The organism is Rhizobium ecuadorense (assembly GCF_001187535.1).
GTDB classification, from domain to species: Bacteria; Pseudomonadota; Alphaproteobacteria; order Rhizobiales; family Rhizobiaceae; genus Rhizobium; species Rhizobium ecuadorense.
This window is the reverse complement of the sequence record NZ_LFIO01000367.1, coordinates 91,748-115,640: the sequence shown is the minus strand read 5'-3', so window position 1 is coordinate 115,640 and position 23,893 is coordinate 91,748. Positions and strand designations below refer to the sequence as shown.

Here is a 23,893-nt window from a genome sequence, read left to right as displayed (position 1 = left end):
CTCCGTGCGTCACACGGGTACTCTATGAATCAGTGATCAGCTGATTTGGGAATCCGGAATGTCGATTGGTCCTAGGCGTCGAGCGACGCGATCGCGGCCTTGACTGCGTCGGCGCCGGGTCTGGTCGGCCGGTATTCCAGGCCGACGGCGCCGTCGTAGCCGTTGGCGAAGATCCAGCCGAGGCGGTGGGAAAGGTCGATGCCGCCGGAGCCCGGTTCGTTGCGGCCGGGATGATCGGCGACATGGACATGGAAGATCCGGTCGAGACGGCCGTCGAGCACCTCTTCCGTGCGCTCGTCCATGACGGCGGAATGGTAGATGTCGTAGACGATGCCGATCTCGAGGCGGGCGACGTCATCGATGATGTCGAGGCCCTCGCGGGTCGAATCGAGGAAATAGCCGACATGATCGATGCGGATGTTGAGCGGCTCGACGCCGAGGCGCACACCGCTGCCTGCAAGAATGTCAGCACCGGCCTTCAGCGTTTCGGTGAGTGCCCGGCGCTGCTCTTCGCGGCTCACGCCCGGAAGATCGTTGCCGGCCTGCGCAATCAGCACCGGCGCGCCGAGACGCTTTGCCGCGGCGACGGATTGGGCCAAGCCTTTCAGCCAAGCCTGCCGGTTGCCGGCATCGGTCAGCGCGATCATCGGCTCGGCGACGAGACTGGTAACGGCAAGACCGGTTTCATCGAGTGCTGCCTCGATCGCGTCCAGATCCTTGTCGGTCCAGCGCCAGAATTCGATCGCCGTCAGGCCGCCTGCATGAGCGTGGCGGATGCGATCGGGAAAGCTGTCGCCCTCTTCGGCAAACAGCCACTCTATGCAGGCTGAATAACGTCGCATGAAAACTCCTCGCATATGTGGATGCAGGCTGCGACAGATCGGTGGCTGCCGCAAGAGGCGTCTCAGCGCTTGACGCCCGGTTTCATTGGCGGAACACTCGGCACATCAGGCCGGACCCGCCGGCCGCTTGCGCGGAGGAAAATATGGATCTGGGACTGAAGGGAAAGACAACCGTCATAACAGGCGCCTCTGTCGGCATTGGCTTGGCGATCGCCGAGGGGCTGGCGGCCGAGGGCTCCAATCTCGTGCTGGCTGCCCGCGGCGGCGAACGGCTCGAGGCGGAAGCCGCCCGAATCGCCGAGAAGTACGGCGTCGGCGCCGCCGCTATTGCCGCCGATGTGGCGACGGTTGCCGGAACCGAGGCGATCATTGCGGCGGCGGCCGAAAAAGGCGGTGCCGATATCCTCATCAACAATGCCGGTACCGGCTCGAACGAGACGGTGATGGAGGCGCCCGACGAGAAGTGGCAGAGCTATTGGGACCTGCATGTGATGGCCGCCGTGCGGCTGGCGCGCGGCATCGCTCCTCAGATGAAGAGGCGCGGCGGCGGTGTCATCCTGCACAATGCCTCTATCTGCGCCGTCCAGCCACTCTGGTACGAGCCGATCTACAATGTCAGCAAGTCGGCGCTGATGATGTTTTCGAAGACGCTTTCGACCGAACTCATCCCGGACAATATCCGCGTCAACTGCGTCAATGCCGGCTTGATCCTGACGCCCGACTGGATCAAGACCGCCAAGCAGTTGACGGCCGAAACCGGCGGGAACTGGGAGGGCTATCTGCAGAGCGTCGCCAACGAGCACGCCGCCTCCAAACGGTTCGGGACGCCGGAAGAGCTGGCAAACGTCTTCGTCTTCCTGAGTTCGGAGCGCGCGAGCTATTGCATCGGTTCCACCTATTTCGTCGATGGCGGCATGCTGAAGACGATCTGAGCGAGGCTACAGCGCTCGGCGTTCCTTCCAAGGTCGCCGGGCAGCCTGTGGACGTTGCCGATATAAGCTATAAATAATAGCTATTTTGTTGTATGTTCACGTTTTTGACGCTATTTGCCTGCTATTGGCGGGATAAATACTGCGTTTTCTACAGGGCAACGACGATGCTGACGAAAAAGGGAAAATATGGGCTGAAGGCGCTGGTGGATCTGGCGCGGCTGGCGCCGGGTGAGACCGCCTTCATCAATGACATCGCCGCCCGCAACAATATCCCGAAGAAGTTTCTCGACACCATCCTGCTCGAACTGCGCAATGTCGGCATCCTGCGCTCGAAGAAGGGGCCGGGCGGCGGGTATTCCCTGTCGCGGCCGGCCTCCGAAATCCGCATCGGCCACGTCATCCGCACGCTCGATGGGCCGCTGGCGCCGATCCGCTGTGCCAGCCGTACGGCTTACGAGGCCTGCGACGACTGCGCCGATCCGGAAACCTGTCAGGTGCGGCGCTCGATGACCGATGTTCGTGACGCGATCGCCGCCATTCTCGACAATATGAGCCTCGAGCAATTCGTCGCCACCGGCGGCCGCATCGACGGCGCCAAGGAAGAATTGCCGATCTCCGCCGCCAGCTGAATTGAATGCATGTCGCCCGGAAGTGTGTAGCGGTTCCGGGATGACGACATGCATCAAAACGAAGAGCTAAAGCGCCTCGCATGAATCAAGTTTGATGCGACGCGCTTTAGGTGTCGCCGGGCTTCGACTGATATTCGCCTGCGGCACGCACCAGTTTCTCGCGTGGCAGCGATAACGCATGAATGCGGGCATTGCGCCAATGCCGGTCGAGATTGAGTCCGATGCCGGCCGATGTTTCCCCTGCCAGTTCGAACAGCGCGTTTGCGGTGTCGAGTGCCGTTTCCCCGGCAAGGATCGCGGCCGCCGAAGCGGAGAAATGTGCATCCGCCATCACCGCCTCTACGGGATTGACCTGGGCAATGTCGAGTTTGCGGCCAGCCCGCTCCAAGGCTGCCGCCGTCGCTTCGATGCGGATGGCGCGTTCGCCGATCCGGGCAAGGACCGTTGTGCCGCGATCGCCAATGACCGTCATCAGGTCGCTCCATGCGGCCCGGGCGATACCCAGGCTGACACTTGCCTTGAGCAGCAGGCCGAGCGAGGTGCCGGTCGACACGCCGGAGGAGGGGGCCGGCGCAATCGCATCGGCATTGACGTGAAGCATGCCGACGATCGCTGTCGCCGCGCCATTGGTGCGCTGGCCGAAGCCGTCCCAATCGTCGACCACCTGCAGGCCTCCGTCATTGCGTGCGAGGTAGAGCGTCACAAGACGGCTGGGTGGAGCGGTGGCGGCAGCGGCGATCCAGTCGGCAAATAGAATGCCGGGCGCTTGCCGCGTTCGCCCGCTCAGGCGGCAGCCCGGGCCCTCGGCCGCAAGCTGGGCCCCGTCGACGAAGGTAGCGCCGGCAAAGCGGTCACCGAGCAGCACACGGGCAAACAGCGATGCCTGCAGATCCTCAGTCGCCTGGCTGCGCAGCGTTTCAAGCACGCAAAAATGGTTTTCCAGCGCCTCGCCGATCGAGGCATCGCCCTCGGCAATGATTGCGACGATTTCAGCGAGCAGCGCGTTCGACACGTCGAGCCCTTGATGGTCGGGCGGAACAGCGATTGCCGTCAGTCCCGAAACCGACAGCGCGTCGAGTTCGGCAAAGGGCAGCACGCGATTGATATCGCGTTCGCTCGCCTGATGCCGGAAGGCGGCAGCGAGGCTGCGGGCGGTGGATATCGCCTCCTCTTCACTTTCGATGCGATGCGCAGGAGGCCTCACTTTATCCTGAAATTGCGATACCGTTCCCATCGGTCACTCTTTCCTACAGCGCTCTGCGTCTTTTCGGAGGGGTAAAGAGCGCTGCAACAGGTTGACTCGGCGCCTCGCGCTTTCCGAAAATCGCTCTGATTGTCGCGCCGATGGCAGGGATACAGGAGTGAGGGATCGGCCCTCGATTGATAAGGCCGGTTTTTCTACAAAACCCCGAGGCTTTGAATTTTCTTACCAGCTTGATTGCCTTGTTTTCGCCTCTACTTACCGTCAAGTGGGGCTTCCTTGATTGAGAAACATGATGAGCGATACTCTTGCTCGCAACAGCGAGGTTTCGAAAATGGCACGCCAGTCGAGACCACGTCTGACGCTGGATATTGCCGCGATCCCGACCTATGCGATCGGCGACATTCATGGACGCTACGATCTGCTTGCGAAAGCCGAGGCGGCGATCCTGCGCGACGCCGCGCGGCTGCCGGGACGTAAACTGATCGTGACGCTTGGCGACTATATCGACCGTGGGCCGGAATCGGCCCAGGTCATTACTCACCTCATGGCGCCGCCGCCGGATGATTTCGACCGTATCTGTCTTGCCGGCAATCATGAAATCGCCATGCTCGACTATATCGACGGCTGGATCTCCTATGACGAGTGGATGGGGATGGGTTCGGCAGAGTCGCTCAAATCCTATGGTCTCGATCCGGAGCACCTGCCGCTGGTCTTTCCCACCGGCGCAAAGCTCGATTCCTTCCTCCGCCAGTCGCTGCCGCGCACGCATATCGATTTCATGCGGGCGATGCCTGTCATGCTGGAGACGCCAAGCGTGATTTTCGTGCATGCCGGCATCAATCCGAAGCTGCCGCTTGGCGAGCAGACCGACGAGGATCTGGTCATGATCCGCCAGCGGTTTCTCGAAAGCCGGGTGCCGTTGCCGAAGCTCGTCGTTCATGGTCACACGCCGAACGACGAGCCCGACATACGGCCGAGACGGCTCAATCTCGATACGCGCGCCTATCGCAGCGGCAAGCTCACCGTCGCCCGCCTGTGGCAAGGTAAGGTGCATCTGTTTTCCACCTGACTTCCTGCCTTATTGGCCGCCTGCCGAAGCGGATCAGACCGTCTCGCTCTCAACCGCAACGGTCTCGACCGGTTTCTCCACCGGCCGGCGGCGGCGCCAGCCGCGCAGCACGACGTAGAAGACCGGCGTCAGGAACAGGCCGAAGATCGTCACGCCAAGCATGCCCGAAAACACGGCGGTGCCGAGCGACTGGCGCATCTCGGCGCCGGGGCCGGTGGCGATGGCAAGTGGCAGAACGCCGAAGATGAAGGCGAATGCCGTCATCAGGATCGGGCGCAGGCGAAGATGGCTGGCCTCGATGGCCGCTTCCACCGGCGATTTGCCCTCGTCTTCCGCCTGCCTGGCAAACTCGACGATCAGAATGGCGTTCTTGGCCGCAAGGCCGATCAACACGATCAGGCCGATCTGTGTCAGGACGTTGTTGTCCATTCCCCGCAGCGAGACCCCGATCAGCGCTGCGAGCACCGCAAGCGGCACGATGAGAATGATCGCCAGCGGCAGAACCCAGCTTTCATATTGTGCCGCCAGCGCCAGGAAGACGAAGACGACGGACAGGGCGAAGATGTAGACGGCGGTGTTGCCGGTGTGGGTCTCCTGATAGGCGAGTTCCGTCCATTCGAAGGTGGTCCCTTGCGGCAGGATCTTCGCCGCCAGCGCTTCCATCTTGGCGATGGCATCACCCGTCGATGTGCCTGGCGTCGGATTGCCCTGAAGCGGCACCGAGACGTACATGTTGTAGCGTTGGACAAGCGCCGGGCCGCTGGCATCCTGGATATCCATCAATGTTCCAAGCGGAACCAGAGCGCCGGTCGCCGAGCGAACCTTCAGGGCGAGGATATCTTCCCTGTCCATGCGATATTGCCGGTCGGCCTGCGCGCGCACCTGGTAGACACGGCCGAACGCATTGAAATCGTTGACGTAGGCTACGCCGAGATTGATGGAAAGCGCGTTGAAGATGTTGGGGATCGGCACATTCAGGAAGCGCGCCTTGTCGCGGTCGATCGACAGGAAATATTGCGGGCTTGCATCCGAGAATGTCGTAAAGACCCCCGTCAGCCCTTCCGTCGTGGCCGCCGCGCCCATCATCTGGCGGGCGAGGCCGAGCACGCGCGTCATGTCGGCGTTTTCAAGATCGGAAATCTGCATCTTGAAGCCGCCGGAATTGCCGACGCCGCGCACGGATGGCGGCGGGATGGCGATGATGAAGGCTTCCTGGATGCTCTGCAGTTTGCCGTAAAGCTCGCCGATGATCTTGTTGGCGTTTTCTCCGCCTTCTTCGCGTTCGGCAAAGGATTTGAACGGCACGAAGACGACGCCTGCATTCGAGGCATTGGTGAATGTCGCCCCGCTGAAGCCGGCAAATTGCACGGCGTTGCCGACGCCGGGCACGGTGCGGGCGATGTCGCCTACCTGTTTGACGACGGCGTCGGTGCGCGCGAGCGAGGCGCCGTCCGGAAGCTGTATGACGACGATCGCGTAACCCTGGTCCATGGTCGGGATGAAGCCCGCGGGAACGCGCGTGCTCATGTACCAGGTTGCTCCGAGCAGGCAGACGAAGGCGATCATCGCCGCTGTCAAACCGACCCAGCTGCGGACAAGATGCCGGACGATCCATGAATAGCCGGAACTCATCCTGTCGAAGCCGCGATTGAAACCGTCCGCGAGACCTCGGCCAAACCGTGTGGCGATATTCGCGCGCCTGGTTTCGTGGTCGTGGGGTCTCAGCAATATGCCCGCAAGGGCGGGCGACAGTGTCAGCGAATTCAAGGCCGATATCGCGGTGGTGACCGAGATCGTCACGGCGAATTGCCGGTAGAACTGGCCCGATATGCCCGGGATGAAGGCTGTCGGCACGAACACGGCGATCAGCACCAGCGAGATGGCGACGACGGCGGTTCCGACTTCGTCCATCGTCACGTGGGAAGCCTGTTTCGGCGTCATCCCGCGCGCCAGATTGCGCTCGACGTTTTCCACCACGACGATCGCGTCGTCGACGACAATGCCGATAGCGAGCACAAGCCCGAACAGGGTGAGCATGTTGAGCGAAAAGCCGAAGGCCAGCAGGACGGCGAAGGTGCCGATCAGCGAGACCGGGATGGCGACGATCGGTATGATCGCGGTTCGCCAGGACTGCAGGAAGACGAGAACGACGATCGCCACCAGGATGGCCGCCTCGGCGATGGTTCTATAGACCTCGCTGATCGAATCCGAGATGAATTCCGTGGTGTCGTAGACGATGCGATATTCCAGGCCCTCCGGGAAATTCTGGGAGATGTCCTTCATCAGAGTCTGAACCTGATGGGCCGTGTCCAGCGCATTGGTTCCCGGCCGGGCGAAAATGCCAAGGGCGACCGCCGGGTCGTTGTTGAGATAGCTGTTGGTGACGTAGTCCTGGGCGCCGAGTTCAATGCGGGCGACATCCTGCAACTGCACGAGCCGGCCGGCTCCCGTCGATTTGACGATGACGTAGCGGAATTCGCGCACATCGGAAAAACGTCCGTCCGTTCGCACCGTATATTCGAAGGCGTTCTTGCCGGTCACCGGCGGCGCGCCGATCTTGCCGCCGGAGACCTGGACGTTCTGGTCCCTCAGGGCGGAGACGACGTCGTCGGAGGTCATGCCGTAGGCGGAGAGCTTTTCCGGATCCAGCCAGATGCGCATCGAATACTGGCGTTCGCCGAAGATCTGCACGTCGCCGACGCCGTCGAGGCGGACGAGAACGTCGCGGATGCGGTTGCGGGCGTAGTTCGAAACGTAAAGCTGGTCATAGCGATGCGAGGGCGACAGCAGGTGCACCACCATCATCAGGTCGGGTGAACTCTTGTCGGTGGTGACACCGAGCCGCTGGACTTCCTCGGGAAGGCGAGGCAGCGCGATCGAAACGCGGTTCTGAACCAGCACCTGCACCTTGTCGAGATCGGTGCCGAGCTTGAAGGTGATCGTCAGCGACATGGCGCCGTCGGCGCTGGAATAGGACGACATGTAAAGCATGTCTTCGACGCCGTTGATCTGCTGTTCGAGCGGGGTCGAAACGGTATCGGCGATCGTCTGCGGGTCGGCGCCGGGATAGGAGGTGCGCACGACGATGGTCGGGGGCGCGATCTCCGGATATTGGGAGACCGGCAATTGTGTGTAGGCGATGCCGCCGACGACAAGAAAGAGAATTGAGATGACGGCCGCAAAGATCGGCCGGTCGACGAAGAAGTGCGCGAATCTCATTGTCCGCTCTCCGCATTGGCGGCTTCAGGCGGGGTGTCCTGCCGCTCCTGCGGCAGTTCGCTCATCTGAGGCGTGATCGTCGAACCCGGCCGGGCGCGCATCAGGCCGTTGACGATGATCGTCTCGGTGCCGTCGAGGCCTTCGCGGATCACCCGATAGCCGTAGAGCCGCGGGCCGGGTCTCACGGGTTTGGTCGAAACCTTTCCTTGCGGGTCAACCACATAGACGACGCGCTCGTTCTGATCCGAGCCGATTGCCTCGTCCGGGACGAGAATGGCCTTATAGGTATTGGAGGCTGCGACCTGGACGCGGCCGAAGAGGCCTGGCTGAAGGATAAGATCGGGATTGGGCAGGCGTGCACGGATGCGGATGGTGCCGCTTTCGTTGTCGACCCGGTTTTCGGCGAAATCGAGTTTTCCCTTGAAGGGTTTGGCCGTGGGATCCGAGATCGCAACGGACACGTCGACGCCGCCGCCACCCAATTGAAGATCCTTGCCCTGCTTGCGCGCGGTATCGGCAAAATTCAGCAGGCGGCGTTCGTCGACGTCGAAATAGAAATCGATCGGATCGAGCGAAACGATGGTGGTGAGCACCGTTTGGTCGGCCTGCACCAGATTGCCGGTCGAGATCAGGCGGCGGTCGATGCGGCCGCTGAGCGGCGCTTTGATCTCGGTATATTCCATGTCGAGAGCAGCGCGATCGGCTGCGGCCTGGGCGCCGCGGACATTGGCCTCGGCGGAATCGAATTCGCGGCGGCGATCGTCCAGCGTCTGCGCTGACTGGCTGCCGCTCGATGCGAGCGACTGGGCGCGTTTATACTGCGCGTCGGCAAAGACGAGCGCGGATTGCGAGGCTTCTAGCGCCGCCTTTGCCTGGTTGAGCGCTGTTATGAACGGCCGCTGGTCGATGACGAAGAGCAGGTCGCCCTGCTTCACCAAAGCGCCATCCTCGAAATGGACTTCCTGCAGATAGCCGCCGACGCGCGAGCGGATGGAGACTTCGTCGACCGGCTGGAAACGGCCGATGAACTCGTCATTGTCGATGACATCGCGCACCACCGGCTTTGCGACGGTGACGGGAGGAGGGGCGGACGGAGCGCCTTGCGCCATCGCAGCCAGCGGCATGAACGTGGCGATGCAGCCAAGCACCAACATCTGTCGAAGTGCGTAAGTCATACCGGTCCCTCCAATCTCGACAGCCGATCGACTGCCGCCGAAGCTAAGATGAAGTGATGCTATTCGTATCTTGCTGCTGTGAACGAAGGCCTCGGCCCCCGCGATTTCCTCCGGCGTCCAATCTTGGAAAGGAAGGCCGGCACGCAATGCACATGGGAAAAATCGTAACGCTATGGAACCGGATATAAACGGCAGCGGCGAAAAATAGCAAACGCCAATTGGCTGCGGTTGCAAAATCCATCAAACGTCAGGGATGGCGTCAGCTCTCGACGATCTCGTCGCGGCCAGGCGGCAGGACGGCGAGTTCGGCCCAATCGAGCTCCTGTTCCAGCGTGTGGAAGACATCGTCGTCGATTTCGTCGGCACGGCGCATCGCTGCCAGTTTGCGGCGTTTGGCGGCAATGACGCTGCGGCGCTGCTTGTCGAGCCTGCTGACCTCGCGCGGGTGTTTGCCATCGGCGGCGATCTCGCGCTCGGAGGTGTAGACGTCCCGCAGGATGCGGGTGGCGTTGTCCTCGCCGCCTGCAAGTTCGGCCAGTGCCGCATCGATCAACGCGACCCGGGCTCTGGTGAGGTCACGATCCAAAGAGGTGTCCGGCTCGAATTTCAGGAAGCGGATCAGCGGTCCGAGCGTCAGGCCCTGGACGATGAGCGTGCCGAGAACGACTGCAAGCGCGCTGAGTAGGATGATGTCGCGATCGGGGAAGTCGATCGGCAGAGCAAGCGCGGTCGCCAGCGTGACGAGGCCGCGCATGCCGCACCAGCCGGCGAGCAGACTGGTCGCGAACGTGGGAACGGCTTGTCTGGTATAACCGCGCTCGGCGAGGAAGGTGATCGCGCGGTTATAGCAGAGCACCCAGGCCAGACGGACGAAGATGACGGTGATGAAGACCGCGGCGGCCAGGATGAGCGCGAAATTCAGCCGGCCGGGATCGAGATCGAGGACGATCTGACGGACCTGCAAGCCCATCAGCAGGAAGGCCAGCACGTTGAGCAGGAAGACCGCTGCTTCCCAGACCGAATAGGAATGAATGCGGTGGCGGGCCGTCTGGCGCTCGGGCATGTAGCGGGCGATCACCATCGCATAGACGACGATGGCGAGGATCGCCGAAAGGTGCAGCCGCTCGGCGATGATCCAGGTGCCGAAGGTGGCGACGAATTCGAGCAGGGTGCCGCCGAGCGTGCCGGCGAGCTTCAACCCGACGATCATGTAGAGGCGACCGAGGAGATAACCGAGGATGAGGCCGCCCGGCACCGCCAGCGCAAGTTCCGCCAAGGCGCCGGTGAAGAAGGCGGGGCTTGCGGCGGCGGCCACCGCGGCGCTGAAGATCAGGAGCGCCACGGCATCGTTGAGAAGGCTTTCGCCCTTCAGGATCACGTAGGTCTGACGCGGCAGGTCGAAGCGGTCGAGCATGGCGGTCGCCGCCGCCGCATCCGGCGGCGCGACGATGGCGCCGAGTGCGATGGCGGCGGCAAGCGGCAGGCCGGCCATGGTCACGCCGACGGCGGCAACGGCTGCGGCCGTGACGATCACGGCGATGGCGGCGAGCGAGAAGAGCGGCAGCCAGTTGCGCCTCAACGTCCGCGGCGGCAGATCATAGGCGGCATCGAAAAGCACCGGTGCGATCAGCAGCGCCAGTGCCAGTTCGGGATCGATCGCAACCTCGGGCGCCCAGGGCACGGCCGCGACGATGATGCCGGCGATCGCCAGCATGGTGGGATAAGGGATGCGGAATTTCCTGGAGAATTGCAGGAAGACGATTGCTACCAGCAGCAGCGTCAGCATGCTTTCGAAGAATGCCATCGCGCTCCCCAATGCGTGCCTCCGACGGAGGCTGTTCCTGCCGCGGAAAATTAGGGCGGCGCTGCGCCATGGCTACTGTCTCATGCCTCGAAAGGACCGCAGGAGGGAAGCGCGGACGGGCTCGACCGGCCTGCGGCATTTTCGTCGAGGTGGCGATTCTGCCGTCCATGCCCTTGTGCATTGCACAAGCTCAATATATCTACCGATATTATAAGTATGCTTATAAATTAACGATCGCAGGTTTTCATGAGCGCCACGCCCACACTCGGCTTCCTTCTCCACGACGTCGCACGGCTGCTGCGCAAGCGGTTCGAGCAGCGCGCGAAGTGCCTTGGGCTGACCCGGTCGCAGTGGCAGACGCTGGCCTACCTCTCGAACAACGAAGGCATCCATCAGAGCGGCCTTGCCGAAATCCTCGAGGTCGAACCGATCACCCTGGTGCGCATTCTCGACAAGCTCGCCGAACGCGGGCTGATCGAGCGGCGCCAGCACCCGACCGACCGGCGGATCTGGCTGCTCTACATGCGCGACGAGGCGCATCCGCTGCTCGCCGAAATGCGCGAGCTTGGCGACACCACCCGCGCAGAAGCGTTGCAAAGCATTACGCCCGAGCAGCGCGAGCAGCTTTTCCACATCCTATCCGTAATGAAGACGAACCTGGTTCAGGCATGCCGGAGCCCGGTCGACGAGAATGAGACGAACGATGGCTGATCAATCCCCCCTCCGCGTCGTTGCCGACGCCAATGCCAAGACACCTTTCGAAGAAAATCAAGCCAAACAGCAGGAAACGGTAGCCGAAGCGCCTTCATCCAATTCAGCGCCGGCTGTCGCCGTGGCTGCGCCTGGCGGCAACAAGGTCCGCCGCCGGCGCAGTCTCACGCGGCCGATCCTGTTCGCCCTGCTGCCGGTGGCCCTCGTCGTCGGCGGTTATTATTACGTCAATGGCGGCCAGGTGATGTCGACCGACAATGCCTACCTCCAGGCCGATATGGTCGGGCTCACCACCGATGTCTCGGGTATCGTCGAGCAGATCGACGTGCATGAGAACGAGGCTGTTAAAGCTGGGCAGGTGCTCTTCAGCCTGAGAGCCGATTCCTTCAAGATCGCGCTCGATGGCGCCAAGGCGCAGCTCGGCGTGCAGCGCAACCAGATCATGAACCTCAAGGCCAGCTATCAGCAGTCGCTGGCCGAGATCACCCAGGCGCAAGCCGATCTGCCTTATTACCAGGATCAGTTCGACCGCCAGCAGAATCTCGTCAACAACGGCAGCGCCACACAATCGGCCTATGACGAGGCCAAGCACAATCTCGAAGCCGCCCGGCAGAAGGTGACTGTCGCCAAGGCCGAAGCCGCAACCACGCTTGCCCAGCTCGGTGGTTCTGCCGACCAGCCGATCGAGGAAAATCCGCTCTACCTGCAGGCCAAGTCGAATGTCGACAATGCCCAGCGCGAACTCGATCACAGCGTCGTCAAGGCGCCGTTCGACGGCATCGTCACCAATGTCAACGCGCTGCAGGTCGGCTCCTACCTGCAGGCCTCGCAGCAAGCATTCTCGCTCGTTGCCACCGATCACCTGTGGATCGCTGCCAGCCCGAAGGAAACCGAGCTCACCTATGTCAAACCCGGCCAGACAGCCGAGATCTATGTCGACACCTATCCCGGTGTGATGTGGAAGGGCAAGGTCGAGAGCATCAGCCCGGCCTCCGGCTCCAGCTTCTCGCTGCTGCCGGCGCAGAACACCACCGGCAACTGGGTAAAGGTCGTCCAGCGCATTCCGATGCGCGTCAGCATCGAAGACACCGAGGGCAAGCCGCCGCTTCGCGTCGGCATGAGCACGGTCGTCGATGTCGAGACCGGCCATGCCCGCGGCCTGCCCGATTTCGTCAACAAGCTTCTGGGCCGGACCCAGGGCGGGGATCATGAGTAACGTTTCCGCTTCCCCGGCGACCCCGGTTGCCAATCGCGGCGCGATCACGGCCTGCGTCATTCTCGCCGTCATCATGCAGGCGCTGGACACGACGATCGCCAATGTGGCGCTGCCCTATATTCAGGGCAGCGTGTCGGCTTCCGCCGACCAGATCAACTGGGTGCTGACCTCCTATATCGTCGCGGCGGCGATCATGACGCCGCCGTCCGGATTCCTTGCCGCCAAGTTCGGCCGGAAGCGCGTGCTGCTCGTCGCCATCGCCGGCTTCGTGGCTGCCTCGGTTCTTTGCGGCCTGGCGCAATCGCTGAACCAGATCGTCGCCTTCCGTCTGCTGCAGGGCCTGTTCGGCGCATCATTGGTGCCGCTTTCCCAGGGCATTCTCCTCGACATCTATACTGTGGAGGAACGCGGCTCGGCCATGGCCCTTTTCGGCGTCTCGGTCATGGTCGGACCGGTGCTCGGACCGGTCATCGGCGGCTGGCTGACCGACAATATCAGCTGGCGCTGGGTGTTCTACATCAACGTGCCGATCGGCGCGCTTGCCTTTGCCGGCATCGTCGTCTTCGTTTCGGAAACGAGGCGGGATGCGCTCGCCAAGCTGGACTGGTTCGGCTTCGGGATGATGAGCCTGTTCATCGCCTCGCTGCAGCTCTTCCTCGATCGGGGCGAGCAGCTCGACTGGTTCTCCTCCGGCGAGATCATGCTCGAAGCGATCATCTGCGCCGCCGCCTTCTATCTGCTTCTGGTGCATACGCTGACGGCGGAGAAATCCTTCGTCAATCCGAAGCTGTTCCTCGACCAGAATTTTTCGATCAGCATGATCTTCATCTTCGTGATCGGCATCACCTATCTCGCCTCACTGGCGCTGATGACGCCCTATCTGCAGACGCTGATGGGCTATCCCGTCATCACCGCCGGCATCGTCATGGGGCCGCGCGGGCTCGGCACCATGCTGTGCATGTTCATCGTCGGGCGGCTGGTCGGCAAAGTCGATACGCGCGCGTTGCTGGCGCTGGGCCTCGGGCTGACCGCATGGGCGATGTACGACATGACCGGCTGGACACCCGACGTCTCGCAATGGACGATCGTCTCGGTCGGCTTCATCCAGGGCGCCGGCCTCGGCTTCCTGTTCGTGCCGCTGACGACGATCGCGTTTTCCACGCTGCCCGCCCATATGCGTGGCGACGGCACCGGTCTCTACAACCTGTCGCGCAACATCGGCTCGGCGGTGGGCATCTCGATCGTCTCGGCGCTGATCGTCGAGAACACGCAGAGCAATCATGAGTCGATCGCATCCTATGTGACGCCGTTCAATCATGCCTTCAACGCGGTGGCGGCGCAGGGGCTCAGCCCGGTGACGGCGGCCGGGCGCGCCTCGCTCAACGAAATCATCACCCTGCAATCGACGATCATCGCCTATATGGACGATTTCAAGCTCCTGATGCTGATGTCACTCGCGGTCATTCCGCTGGTGCTCTTGCTGCGCAAGCCGAAGGCGGCGCCCGCCGTCGATCATAGCGCCGTCATGGAATAGGCTCTGGACTTTCACGCAATTTGGGACGCAAACCGCTGCACAGTTTTGCTGGAATTGCTTAACGGAACGGCTTGCTGAGATAACGCGACCCCTGAATGCCGAAGCGCCATGGTGCCTCGGCATTTTTGGTGATGCCGATACGTTTTCCCGAGACGACAGGCACCGCAGCGGAGGGCGTCAGCGCATAGGGTTGGCGGTCGAGCAGCCTGTCGTTGATCTCAATATCGATGCCGAGCGCCTGGCAGAGTTTGCCGGGGCCGCTGCAGAGCGCGGTCAGCCTGTCGGTGCCGCGCTGCTCCATCATTAGAGGGATTCCCGTTTCCGGCTCAAGGGCGCGGATGAGCACGGCCGAGCCCGGATGGCAGACGAAGTTCAGGCACCAATACATGCCGTAAATGCGGTAGATGTAGACATTGCCGGGCCGGCCATACATGGCGCCGTTGCGCTTGGTCGGGCCGCGGAAGCTGTGCGAGGCCTCATCATCGGGAAAATAGGCTTCCGTCTCGGTGATCCGGCCGCCGGCGCCATCGACCGTGAGATGGCAGCCGAGCAGATCACGGGCAACGGCGATCGCGTCGCGCTCGAAAAACGCCCTGAGGCTTTCGCCGGTGAGCGCGCCGGCGCCGATCGCGCCCGATATCATTCCACTCTCGGTCATGGCCGATGCAGATAACATCCGGCGTACTCGCCGTCATCCCGAAACCGCTTCATGCGTTGGGCCCACCCGCCTCAGCGGCCGGCATTCGGATCGCGCATCGGGATCGAGGATGATGTGACCGAGACCGGGTCGCTCGCCGGGAAGGAATCCTCCAGACCTTCCTCCAGCTCTTCTTCGAGCAAAGCGGGATCCTTGCCGCGCGCGCCGTCGCCATGGACAGGTTCGATGGCCGCCGCAAGCAGGGTTTTGGCCCGCGAGACCGCGTTATCCGAGTTCAGTTCAGGCGTGCTTCGCAGCGTCACGGCAATGCTGTCTTCGCCTTCGCCGCCGAATTCGACAACGAAGCCGTCTTCCGTCTGGTAGACGGTGATATCGTTGAGTGCCATGGCCGCTCCCCCAAACGCTCATATTAGCAAAGCGCGTTTTCCGCGTTTTGTCGAGCGAAGACCTTCACCAGCCAGTCGATGAAAACGCGTACGCGCGGCGAAAGCTGGCGGTTGCGGGGGTAGAGCAGGGAGACCGGTGTCGGGGTCGGCGGAAAATCCTTGAGCACATGGATCAGCGTTCCCTCGGCAATATCTTTTTCGGCGTGATAACGCGGGATCTGGATCAGGCCGAGGCCCATCCTCGCCGCCGAAACATAACTTTCGGCGGCGTTGACGGTGATGGTGGCGGGAACGGTGATTTCGTGCACGGCGCCGTCGACGGTGAATTCGAGCGGCAACTGGCTGCCGGTGGCGCTGGAGCGGAAGCCGACCATGCGGTGGCCGGTTAGCCGGTCGGGATGCTGCGGCAGGCCATGGGCGGCGATGTAATCAGGCGAGGCGAGGGTGATTTCGTCGAGCATGGCGACACGCCTGATGATCATGTCGCTATCGCCGGGCGTGCCGGCGCGCAGCACGCAGTCGATACCTTCGCGAACCAGATCGACCAGCCGGTCGCCCTCGCTCATGTAGAATTCGATCTCGGGGTAAGTGTCGAGAAAGGACGGCAGGCTCGGCAGCACGAAGTGGCGCGCGAGCGTGCCGTGCACATCGACGCGCAGCAGGCCCTTCGGCCTAGCGCCGGCAAAAGCCCCTTCGGCATCCTCGATGTCGGCGAGGATCGACAGGCAGCGCTGGTAATAGGCCTCGCCGTCCAGCGTCGGGCTGACATGGCGTGTCGTGCGCTGGAGCAGGCGCACGCCGAGACGCGCCTCGAGCTGCTTCACCGCATCGGTGACGGTCGAGCGCGGCAGGCCGGTGTCTTCGGCGGCAAGGGTGAAGCTGCGACGCTCCACGACGCGGCAAAACACCCGCATGGCATCGAATTTGTCCATCTATTTGTTCGTTGTTCCCGGATAGTGATGTCGAATAATGCCTGATTATCCGTGATAGGAAAAGGAGCATCTTTTCCTCATCGAAACGCGATGAAGGAGAAAGACAATGGCTTCCAACGAAAACGGCAAGGTCGCACTGGTCACCGGCGCTTCCCGCGGCATCGGCGCGGCGGTCGCCAAACGCCTCGCCAAGGACGGTTTCACCGTTGTCATCAATTACTCCGGCAATGCGGCTCCGGCAGAGGAACTCGCCCGGGAGATCGAGCAGGCCGGCGGCAAGGCGCTGACCGAGAAAGCCGATGTCAGCGATGCGCAAGCCGTCCGCCGCATGTTCGATGCCGGTGAAACCGCCTTCGGCGGTATCGACGTGCTCGTCAACAATGCCGGCATCATGATGCTCTCCTCGATCGCCGAGACTGACGATGCCAATTTCGACCGCCAGATCGCCGTCAATCTCAAGGGCACCTTCAATACACTGAGGGAAGCGGCCAAGCGTCTGCGCGACGGCGGCCGGGTCATCAACCTCTCGACCTCCGTTGTCGGGCTGAAGCTTGAAACCTACGGCGTCTATGCCGCCACCAAGGCTGCCGTGGAAATGTTGACGGCGATCATGGCCAAGGAGATGCGCGGCCGCAACATCACCGTCAACGCCATCGCGCCCGGTCCTGTCGCCACCGATCTTTTCCTCAACGGCAAATCGGAGGAACTCGTTGCCCGCATGGCGAAGATGAACCCGCTGGAGCGCCTGGGCACAGCTGAAGACATCGCCGCCGCGGTGGCCTTCCTCGCCGGCCCGGACGGCGGCTGGATCAATGGTCAGACGCTGCGCGCTAATGGCGGCATGATCTAACGGGCTCCGTGCTCGCAATTATGTGAACGGGCTTGCGGAATTTTCCCTTACAATCCTGCGGGGAGTGCGTATATCTATTTTATCGCGAAAGAGTGGAATTCCCTGCCGCTCTTTTCCGAACCTCCACAGCCTGCCGCGCCCTTCCTGCGGTGCGACAGGCTTGATGTTCAAAGTTGCACATTGCGGTCCGTTGAAGGTTTCCCCGCCTTCCGGGCCGTATTCTTTTGGCGCTCAGAAGTCGTTCAGTCTCGCCTCCACCAGAAGCTTTACCAGCCAGTCGACAAAGACACGGACCTTGTTGCTGAGGTGGCGGTTCGGAGGGTAGACGACGTAGAGCGGCAGCGGATCGCGGCGCCAGTCCGGGAGCACGCGGACGAGGTCACCCTTTGCAATTGGCTCGCGCGCCATGAAGATCGGCACCTGCGCGATGCCGAGACCGGTCAGTGCAGCCGTCAGATAGGTGCGGCTATCGTTGACCGAGGCGATGTAACGCGGATTGGTCTCGATCACCTCGTTGTGCCGTCGAAATTCGAAGGGCAGCGTTCGGTTGTTTTGGGCGCGGAAATAGTTGACGGAATAATGATCGGCCTCCAGATCCTCCGGCCGCTCGGGCATGCCGAATTTCTCGATATAACCAGGCGAAGCACAGGTGATCATCTCGACTTCGGAAACACGTCGCGCGATTAGCGACTGATCGGCCGGGGTGCCGCCCCGCAACGCGCAGTCGACATTTTCCGCAAGGTAATCGACCGTGCGGTCGCCGACACCGAGGTCGATGCGGATATCGGGATACCGCTGATAAAAATCGCAGAGCGCGGGAACGACGATCCAGTCGGCGAAAGCGCCGGCCATTTCGACGCGCAGCCGCCCGCTCGGCAGGCTCTGCGAATTGGAGAGGCTGCCGTCGAGTTCCTCCAATTCAGAAATGATCTGGGCGGCCCGCTCGTAATAGAGAGCGCCGTCCGTGGTCACCATAACCCGGCGCGTCGTACGATTCAAAAGCTTGGTGCGCAGATGCGCCTCAAGGCCCTGGATGAGATTGGTTACCGTCGCCTTGGGCATGGCGAGCATGTCGGCGGCGCGGGTGAAATTGCCCGTCTCCACCACGCGGATGAAGACGCGCATTGCCGAGAGCTGATCCATCGGTTTGAAGTCCGCAGTTTGCGTTGCACCATTATTCGAGATATGGAACAGTGTAATCGCGATATCGCTTCTTATTCCCTGGATGGAATAACAATATCTTTTTTGTGCAAAATGCAAGCGGCAGGCGTTGTCTGCTTGTCGCTGACGCAAAAGAGACCGAAGCATGACGGTGGAATGGAAAGATATGATGCTGGATAAGGTGGCCGTCGGCCCCGTTTCCGCACGCATCTACCAGGGCGCCGATTACGGCAAGGGTCCGCCGATCGTGCTTTACCTGCATGGCGGCGCGTTTCTTGACAGCGAGACGAATGTCGACAGGCCGGTGGCGATGAGCCTCGCCAAATCAGGCGCCATCGTCGCCGCCGTCGATTACAGCACCCTGTCCGGCAACCTGTTTCCGCAGGCGCTGGAAGTTTCCTTCTCCGTTTTCACATATCTCGCCAACAAGCGCGCTGCCGGTCTTGGTGACCGCAAGTCGCTGCTCTTCGTCGCCGGCGAAGAGGCGGGCGGCAATGTCGCCGCCGGCGTGGCTCTGAAGGCCCGCGATCAGATGCCGGATGCCCTCGATGGCCAGGTCTTGATTTCGCCGCTGCTCGATCCCTTCATGGGCACGTCCTCGATCCGCAAGGCCGAAGCGATCGGCATGCGTCAGCGCTGGACGGAGGGCTGGAGCCATTACTTAAGCGGCGGCGGCTGCCACCCTTATGCGGCGCCTTGTCTCTGTTCGCGTCTTTCCGGCGTCGCGCCGGCGCTGATCTTCACCGCCGAGGACGATCCTCTGCACGACGAAACACTCGGTTACGGTGCCCGCCTGAAAAAGGCCGGCGTCGGTGTGCGCCAGCATGTTCTTCCCGCCGGGACGGGCTGGCCCTCGATTTATGGTGGGAAATCCGCAGGAGTGCCCGACTGGCAGGAGCATGTCAGCCGCCATTTCGGAAGCTTCCTTCGGGATGTAAGCGTCCAACCGCAATTGCATTGAAGATGATCTGATATTTCGGCGGCTTGGGGCCGCAAGGAGAGTACTGATGACGTCCAGAAGTAAGCGCTGGGCCCTTGTGGGCGCCGGCATGGGCCTTATTGCGTCGGTTTCAGGCGCCGCATTGTTTTTCGAACTGCCGATGAGCACGACCGCCACGGCCGCGTCCGCCCCGGCGCAGCCGCCTGCCGTGCCGGTGACGGTTGCCGTCGTCGCGGCGCGTGACGTGACAGCCTGGGAGAGTTTCTCCGGCCGGCTCGAAGCTGTCGACCGTGTGCAGGTTCGCTCCCGCGTCGCCGGCGCCATCCTGTCGGTGGCCTTCCGCGAGGGGGCGCTGGTCAAGCAGGGCGACCTGCTCTTCACCATCGACCCGGCTCCCTACCAGGCGAGCGTGGCGCAGGCGCAGGGCCAGGTCGCTTCGGCCGAAGCCAAGGTCAGCCTGGCGCAGACCGAGCTCGATCGCGGCCGCAGGCTTTCCGACAACCGCACCATCTCCCAGAGCGATCTCGATCAGCGCCAGAGCGCGCTGGCCGAGGCGCAGGCAGGGCTGCGTTCGGCGCAGGCCGCACTGCAGTCGGCCCAGCTCGATCTCGATTACACCCAGGTGCGTGCGCCGGTTTCCGGCCGCATCGGCAAGATCGAGGTGACCGCCGGCAACCTGGTTGCGGCCGGCTCGGCTTCGCCTGAACTGACGACGCTCGTTTCGGTCGATCCGATCTATGCGAGCTTCAACGCCAGCGAAGAGATGGTGACGCGCGCGCTTGCCGAGCTTCCGCAGACCGACAGCGCCCTGCCGCCGGTCGAGCAGATCCCGGTCGAGGTCGGTACGCTTGCCGACAGCGGCACGCCGATCAAGGGCAAGCTGCAGTTGATCGACAACGAGGTTGATGCCTCCAGCGGCACCATCGGCGTGCGCGCTGTCTTCGACAATCCGGGTGGTCGTCTCATCCCCGGCCAGTTCGTACGGGTGCGCATGGGCCAGCCGAAGGCCGAGAACAAGATCGTCATCAGCGACCGCGCCGTCGGCACAGACCAGGACAAGAAGTTCGTCTTCGTCGTCGATGCCGAAAACAAGGTCGCCTATCGGCAGATCCAGCTCGGCACGCTGTCCGACGGTCAGCGTGTGGTCGAAAGCGGTCTGGACGCCGGCGAAAAGATCGTCGTCAACGGTCTGCAGCGCATCCGTCCGGGTGCCGTCGTCGTACCGCAGATGGAAGAGAAGGTCGCGACCGCGCAGTAAGACTTCGCCTTTCCCTCCCGGGCGAAGGCGATGCCTTCGCCCCAGGGGAATGCCAATACCCGAATTGATATGACCCGCCGGCGGCTCCCAAACCGCCGGAGAGGGACGTTGCATCCATGTTCACCCCGGAGAGGGCTTTGAAATGAACATCTCCAGATTCTTTGTCGACCGCCCGGTCTTTGCCGGCGTTCTCTCAGTCCTCATCGTGGTTGCCGGCTTGATCGGCCTGCGCGCGCTGCCGATTTCCGAATATCCCGAGGTCGTGCCGCCGTCGATCGTCGTGCGCGCCACCTATCCCGGCGCCAACCCGTCGGTCATCGCCGAAACGGTGGCCACACCGCTCGAAGAGCAGATCAACGGTGTCGAGGGCATGCTATACATGTCCAGCCAGGCGACGTCGGACGGCGTGCTCAACGTGACCGTCACCTTCAAACTCGGCACCGACCCCGACAAGGCGCAGCAGCTGGTGCAGAACCGCGTTTCGCAGGCCGAACCACGGCTGCCGGCGGAAGTCCGCTCGCTGGGGATCACGACGGTCAAGAGTTCGCCCAACTTCATCATGGTCGTCAACCTTGTCTCCGATGGCGACAATCACGACATTACCTATCTCCGCAACTATGCGACGCTGAATATCAAGGATCGACTTGCCCGCATCGCAGGCGTCGGTCAGGTGCAGGTCTTTGGCGCCGGCGATTATTCGATGCGTGTCTGGATCGATCCGCAGAAGGCTGCCGAGCATGATCTCGCCGCCAGCGATATCAGCAACGCCATCAGCTCCCAGAACGTCCAGGCCGCGGCCGGCATCATCGGTGCATCGCCGAGCCAGCCGGGTGTGGACCTGCAGCTCAATGTCAATGCCCAGGGCCGCCTGCGCACACCCGAGGAGTTCGGCAATATCATCGTCAAGACGGGCGCCAGTGGCGAGATCACCCGCCTTCGCGACGTTGCCCGCATCGAGCTCGGCGCCGCAGACTATACGTTGCGCTCGCTGCTCGACGGCAAGCCGGCCGTCGCCGTTGCCGTGCTTCAGGCGCCCGGTTCGAATGCGATCGAAATCGCCGATAATGTGCACGCCACCATGGATCAGCTGCAGCTCGCCATGCCGGAGGGGGTTAAATACGAGATTGTCTACGATACGACGAAATTCGTGCGCGCCTCGATCGAGAAGGTCATCGACACGCTGCTCGAAGCCATCGCGCTTGTTGTTCTCGTCGTCATCCTGTTCCTGCAGACATGGCGCGCCTCGATCATTCCGCTGATCGCGGTTCCGGTATCGATCATCGGCACCTTCGCGGTCATGTATGTCTTCGGCTTCTCGATCAACGCGCTCAGCCTGTTCGGGCTGGTGCTGGCGATCGGTATCGTCGTCGACGACGCGATCGTGGTGGTCGAAAACGTCGAGCGCAATATCGAACAGGGGCTGTCGCCGCGGGCCGCCACCTACAAGGCGATGAAGGAAGTCTCCGGTCCGATCATCGCGATCGCGCTGGTCCTCGTCGCGGTCTTCGTGCCGCTCGCCTTCATCTCCGGCCTGTCCGGTCAGTTCTATCGCCAGTTCGCGCTGACGATCGCGATCTCGACCGTCATCTCGGCATTCAACTCGCTCACCCTCTCTCCGGCGCTTGCAGCCCTTCTCTTGAAGGGGCATCACGCGCCGAAGGACTGGCTGACACGATTCATGGATGCCATCTTCGGCTGGTTTTTCCGCGGCTTCAACCGGGTCTTTGGCGCCGGCTCGAATGCCTACGGCAAGGGTGTGGGCGGATTGCTGTCGCGCAAGAGCATAGTCATGGTGGTCTACCTGGCGCTGGTCGGTGCGACCTACAGTCTGTTCAGCACGGTCCCCGGCGGCTTCGTGCCGTCGCAGGACAAGCAGTATCTGATCGGTTTTGCCCAGCTGCCGGATGCCGCAAGCCTTGACCGCACGGAAGACGTAATCAAGCGCATGACCGATATCGCGCTGGCGCAGCCGGGCGTTGCCAATGCGATCGCCTTCCCGGGCCTTTCGATCAACGGCTTCACCAACTCCTCGAATGCCGGCATCGTCTTCGTGACGCTGAAGGATTTCGAGGAGCGCAAGACACCGGATCTTTCGGGTGGTGCCATCGCCATGGCGCTGAACCAGAAATTCGGCGCCATCCAGGATGCCTTCATCGCCATGTTCCCGCCGCCGCCGGTCAACGGTCTCGGCACGACGGGCGGTTTCAAGCTGCAGATCGAGGATCGTGCCGGCCTCGGTAACCAGGCGCTCGACGAAGCGACCAAGGCCGTGCTTGCCAAGGCCTATCAGACGCCTGAGCTTGCCGGGCTGTTCTCCAGCTTCCAGATCAACGTGCCGCAGCTCTATGCCGATCTCGACCGCGCCAAGGCCGAGCAGCTCGGGGTTTCCGTCACCGACGTCTTCCAGACGCTGCAGATCTATCTCGGTTCGCTCTATGTGAACGACTTCAACGCCTTCGGCCGCACCTACAGCGTCCGGGTGCAGGCCGATGCGAAATTCCGCGCCCAGCCGGAAGATATCGGCCAGTTGAAGGTCCGTTCCGCATCGGGTGAGATGATCCCGCTTTCGGCCCTGCTGAAGGTGCAGCCGAGCACCGGTCCGGAGCGCGCGAACCGCTACAACGGCTTCCTCGCCGCCGATATCAACGGCGGTCCGGCGCCGGGCTTTTCGTCCGGCCAGGCGCAGGCGGCTATCGAGAAGATCCTGCATGAGACCCTGCCGGCAGGCATCGACTTCGAATGGACGGATCTGACCTATCAGCAGATCCTTGCCGGCAATTCGAGCGTCGTCGTTTTCCCGCTGGCGCTGCTGCTCGTCTTCCTGGTGCTTGCCGCCCAGTATGAAAGCCTGACGCTGCCGCTTGCGATCATCATGATCGTGCCGATGGGTGTGTTGGCCGCGCTGACAGGCGTCTGGCTCACCGGTGGAGACAACAACATCTTCACCCAGATCGGTCTGGTGGTGCTGGTCGGACTATCGGCGAAGAACGCGATCCTTATCGTCGAATTCGCCCGCGAACTGGAGTTCGAAGGCCGGACGCCACGGGAGGCCGCGGTGGAAGCCAGCCGTCTCCGTCTTCGCCCGATCCTGATGACCTCGCTGGCCTTCATCATGGGTGTCGTGCCGCTCGTCGTCTCCACCGGCGCCGGCGCGGAGATGCGCGCGGCCATGGGTGTCGCGGTCTTCTCGGGCATGATTGGCGTGACCTTCTTCGGCATCTTCATGACGCCTGTCTTCTACGTGCTGCTGCGGCGGCTGGCGGGCAACCGCCCGCTCGTCCAGCACAAGCCGGACGAACACAAGGAAGAAGAGGCTGAGGTCATCCGGCTCGCGGCGGAATAAACGGAATTCAACCTTCCTTTGTCGAGTAAA

General features: G+C 62.3%; 19 protein-coding genes. 10 read left to right on the top strand and 9 right to left on the bottom strand.

The window, feature by feature from the left end; all coding sequences use genetic code 11:
• Nucleotides 1-71 precede the first annotated feature (71 nt).
• Nucleotides 72-842: a TIM barrel protein gene (locus AF337_RS08100; RefSeq protein WP_049731708.1), complete on the bottom strand. Its 771-nt coding sequence runs from the start codon at nt 840-842 to the stop codon at nt 72-74.
• 143 nt (nt 843-985) lie between these two features.
• Here AF337_RS08100 and AF337_RS08095 point away from each other — a divergent pair, with 143 nt between their 5' ends.
• Both AF337_RS08095 and AF337_RS08090 read left to right on the top strand, forming a co-directional pair.
• Entirely contained in the window at nt 986-1,774 is a 789-nt protein-coding gene (locus AF337_RS08095) for an SDR family NAD(P)-dependent oxidoreductase (protein WP_049731707.1), read from the top strand.
• A gap of 164 nt (nt 1,775-1,938) precedes the next feature.
• Entirely contained in the window at nt 1,939-2,403 is a 465-nt protein-coding gene (locus AF337_RS08090; protein ID WP_049731706.1) for an RrF2 family transcriptional regulator, read from the top strand.
• 106 nt (nt 2,404-2,509) lie between these two features.
• Here AF337_RS08090 and AF337_RS08085 read toward each other — a convergent pair whose 3' ends face one another.
• Nucleotides 2,510-3,637 carry a monooxygenase gene (locus AF337_RS08085; RefSeq protein ID WP_049731705.1) on the bottom strand — a complete coding sequence of 376 codons (1,128 nt, stop codon included), beginning with the start codon at nt 3,635-3,637 and terminating at the stop codon, nt 2,510-2,512.
• 262 nt (nt 3,638-3,899) lie between these two features.
• Between AF337_RS08085 and AF337_RS08080 the strand changes: the two genes are divergently transcribed.
• Nucleotides 3,900-4,676: a metallophosphoesterase family protein gene (locus AF337_RS08080; protein ID WP_184344952.1), complete on the top strand. Its 777-nt coding sequence runs from the start codon at nt 3,900-3,902 to the stop codon at nt 4,674-4,676.
• Between the two features lie 33 nt (nt 4,677-4,709).
• Here AF337_RS08080 and AF337_RS08075 read toward each other — a convergent pair whose 3' ends face one another.
• The 3 genes from AF337_RS08075 to AF337_RS08065 form a co-directional block, all read right to left on the bottom strand.
• Nucleotides 4,710-7,895: an efflux RND transporter permease subunit gene (locus AF337_RS08075; protein WP_049731704.1), complete on the bottom strand. Its 3,186-nt coding sequence runs from the start codon at nt 7,893-7,895 to the stop codon at nt 4,710-4,712.
• Complete coding sequence (locus AF337_RS08070) at nt 7,892-9,070, bottom strand: efflux RND transporter periplasmic adaptor subunit (protein WP_049731703.1); 1,179 nt, start codon at nt 9,068-9,070, stop codon at nt 7,892-7,894. The genes AF337_RS08075 and AF337_RS08070 overlap by 4 nt, the downstream gene beginning before the upstream one ends.
• A gap of 259 nt (nt 9,071-9,329) precedes the next feature.
• Nucleotides 9,330-10,874 (bottom strand): cation:proton antiporter, encoded by a 1,545-nt coding sequence (locus AF337_RS08065; RefSeq protein WP_049731702.1) that lies wholly within the window; start codon nt 10,872-10,874, stop codon nt 9,330-9,332.
• Nucleotides 10,875-11,120: 246 nt separating this feature from the next.
• Here AF337_RS08065 and AF337_RS08060 point away from each other — a divergent pair, with 246 nt between their 5' ends.
• From AF337_RS08060 to AF337_RS08050, 3 genes are read left to right on the top strand one after another with little or no spacing between them, the layout of a single operon-like run.
• On the top strand, nt 11,121-11,585 hold the full coding sequence (locus AF337_RS08060; protein ID WP_049731701.1) for a MarR family winged helix-turn-helix transcriptional regulator: 465 nt from the start codon (nt 11,121-11,123) through the stop codon (nt 11,583-11,585).
• Nucleotides 11,578-12,801: an HlyD family secretion protein gene (locus AF337_RS08055; protein WP_049731700.1), complete on the top strand. Its 1,224-nt coding sequence runs from the start codon at nt 11,578-11,580 to the stop codon at nt 12,799-12,801. Before AF337_RS08060 ends, AF337_RS08055 begins: the two co-directional genes overlap by 8 nt.
• On the top strand, nt 12,794-14,335 hold the full coding sequence (locus AF337_RS08050) for a DHA2 family efflux MFS transporter permease subunit (RefSeq protein ID WP_049731699.1): 1,542 nt from the start codon (nt 12,794-12,796) through the stop codon (nt 14,333-14,335). The genes AF337_RS08055 and AF337_RS08050 overlap by 8 nt, the downstream gene beginning before the upstream one ends.
• Nucleotides 14,336-14,393: 58 nt before the next feature.
• On the opposite strand, the gene AF337_RS08045 is transcribed toward AF337_RS08050, so the two are convergent.
• From AF337_RS08045 to AF337_RS08035, 3 genes are read right to left on the bottom strand one after another with little or no spacing between them, the layout of a single operon-like run.
• Nucleotides 14,394-15,011: a DNA-3-methyladenine glycosylase gene (locus AF337_RS08045; protein WP_049731698.1), complete on the bottom strand. Its 618-nt coding sequence runs from the start codon at nt 15,009-15,011 to the stop codon at nt 14,394-14,396.
• A gap of 53 nt (nt 15,012-15,064) precedes the next feature.
• Nucleotides 15,065-15,379: a hypothetical protein gene (locus AF337_RS08040; RefSeq protein ID WP_049731697.1), complete on the bottom strand. Its 315-nt coding sequence runs from the start codon at nt 15,377-15,379 to the stop codon at nt 15,065-15,067.
• Between the two features lie 23 nt (nt 15,380-15,402).
• Nucleotides 15,403-16,311 carry a LysR family transcriptional regulator gene (locus AF337_RS08035; RefSeq protein ID WP_049731696.1) on the bottom strand — a complete coding sequence of 303 codons (909 nt, stop codon included), beginning with the start codon at nt 16,309-16,311 and terminating at the stop codon, nt 15,403-15,405.
• Nucleotides 16,312-16,417: 106 nt separating this feature from the next.
• Between AF337_RS08035 and AF337_RS08030 the strand changes: the two genes are divergently transcribed.
• Nucleotides 16,418-17,161, top strand: a complete 744-nt coding sequence (locus tag AF337_RS08030) for an SDR family oxidoreductase (protein ID WP_049731695.1) — start codon at nt 16,418-16,420, stop codon at nt 17,159-17,161.
• Nucleotides 17,162-17,392: 231 nt separating this feature from the next.
• Here the strand turns inward: AF337_RS08030 and AF337_RS08025 are convergent, their stop codons facing one another.
• On the bottom strand, nt 17,393-18,304 hold the full coding sequence (locus tag AF337_RS08025) for a LysR family transcriptional regulator (RefSeq protein ID WP_049731694.1): 912 nt from the start codon (nt 18,302-18,304) through the stop codon (nt 17,393-17,395).
• Nucleotides 18,305-18,467: 163 nt separating this feature from the next.
• Here AF337_RS08025 and AF337_RS08020 point away from each other — a divergent pair, with 163 nt between their 5' ends.
• The 3 genes from AF337_RS08020 (at nt 18,468) to AF337_RS08010 (ending at nt 23,863) form a co-directional block, all read left to right on the top strand.
• Nucleotides 18,468-19,283 (top strand): alpha/beta hydrolase fold domain-containing protein, encoded by an 816-nt coding sequence (locus tag AF337_RS08020; RefSeq protein ID WP_049731693.1) that lies wholly within the window; start codon nt 18,468-18,470, stop codon nt 19,281-19,283.
• A gap of 46 nt (nt 19,284-19,329) precedes the next feature.
• A complete protein-coding gene (locus AF337_RS08015; RefSeq protein WP_049731692.1) occupies nt 19,330-20,520 on the top strand; it encodes an efflux RND transporter periplasmic adaptor subunit in 1,191 nt (396 codons plus the stop codon).
• Between the two features lie 142 nt (nt 20,521-20,662).
• Nucleotides 20,663-23,863 carry an efflux RND transporter permease subunit gene (locus tag AF337_RS08010; protein WP_049731691.1) on the top strand — a complete coding sequence of 1,067 codons (3,201 nt, stop codon included), beginning with the start codon at nt 20,663-20,665 and terminating at the stop codon, nt 23,861-23,863.
• Nucleotides 23,864-23,893: the final 30 nt, after the last annotated feature.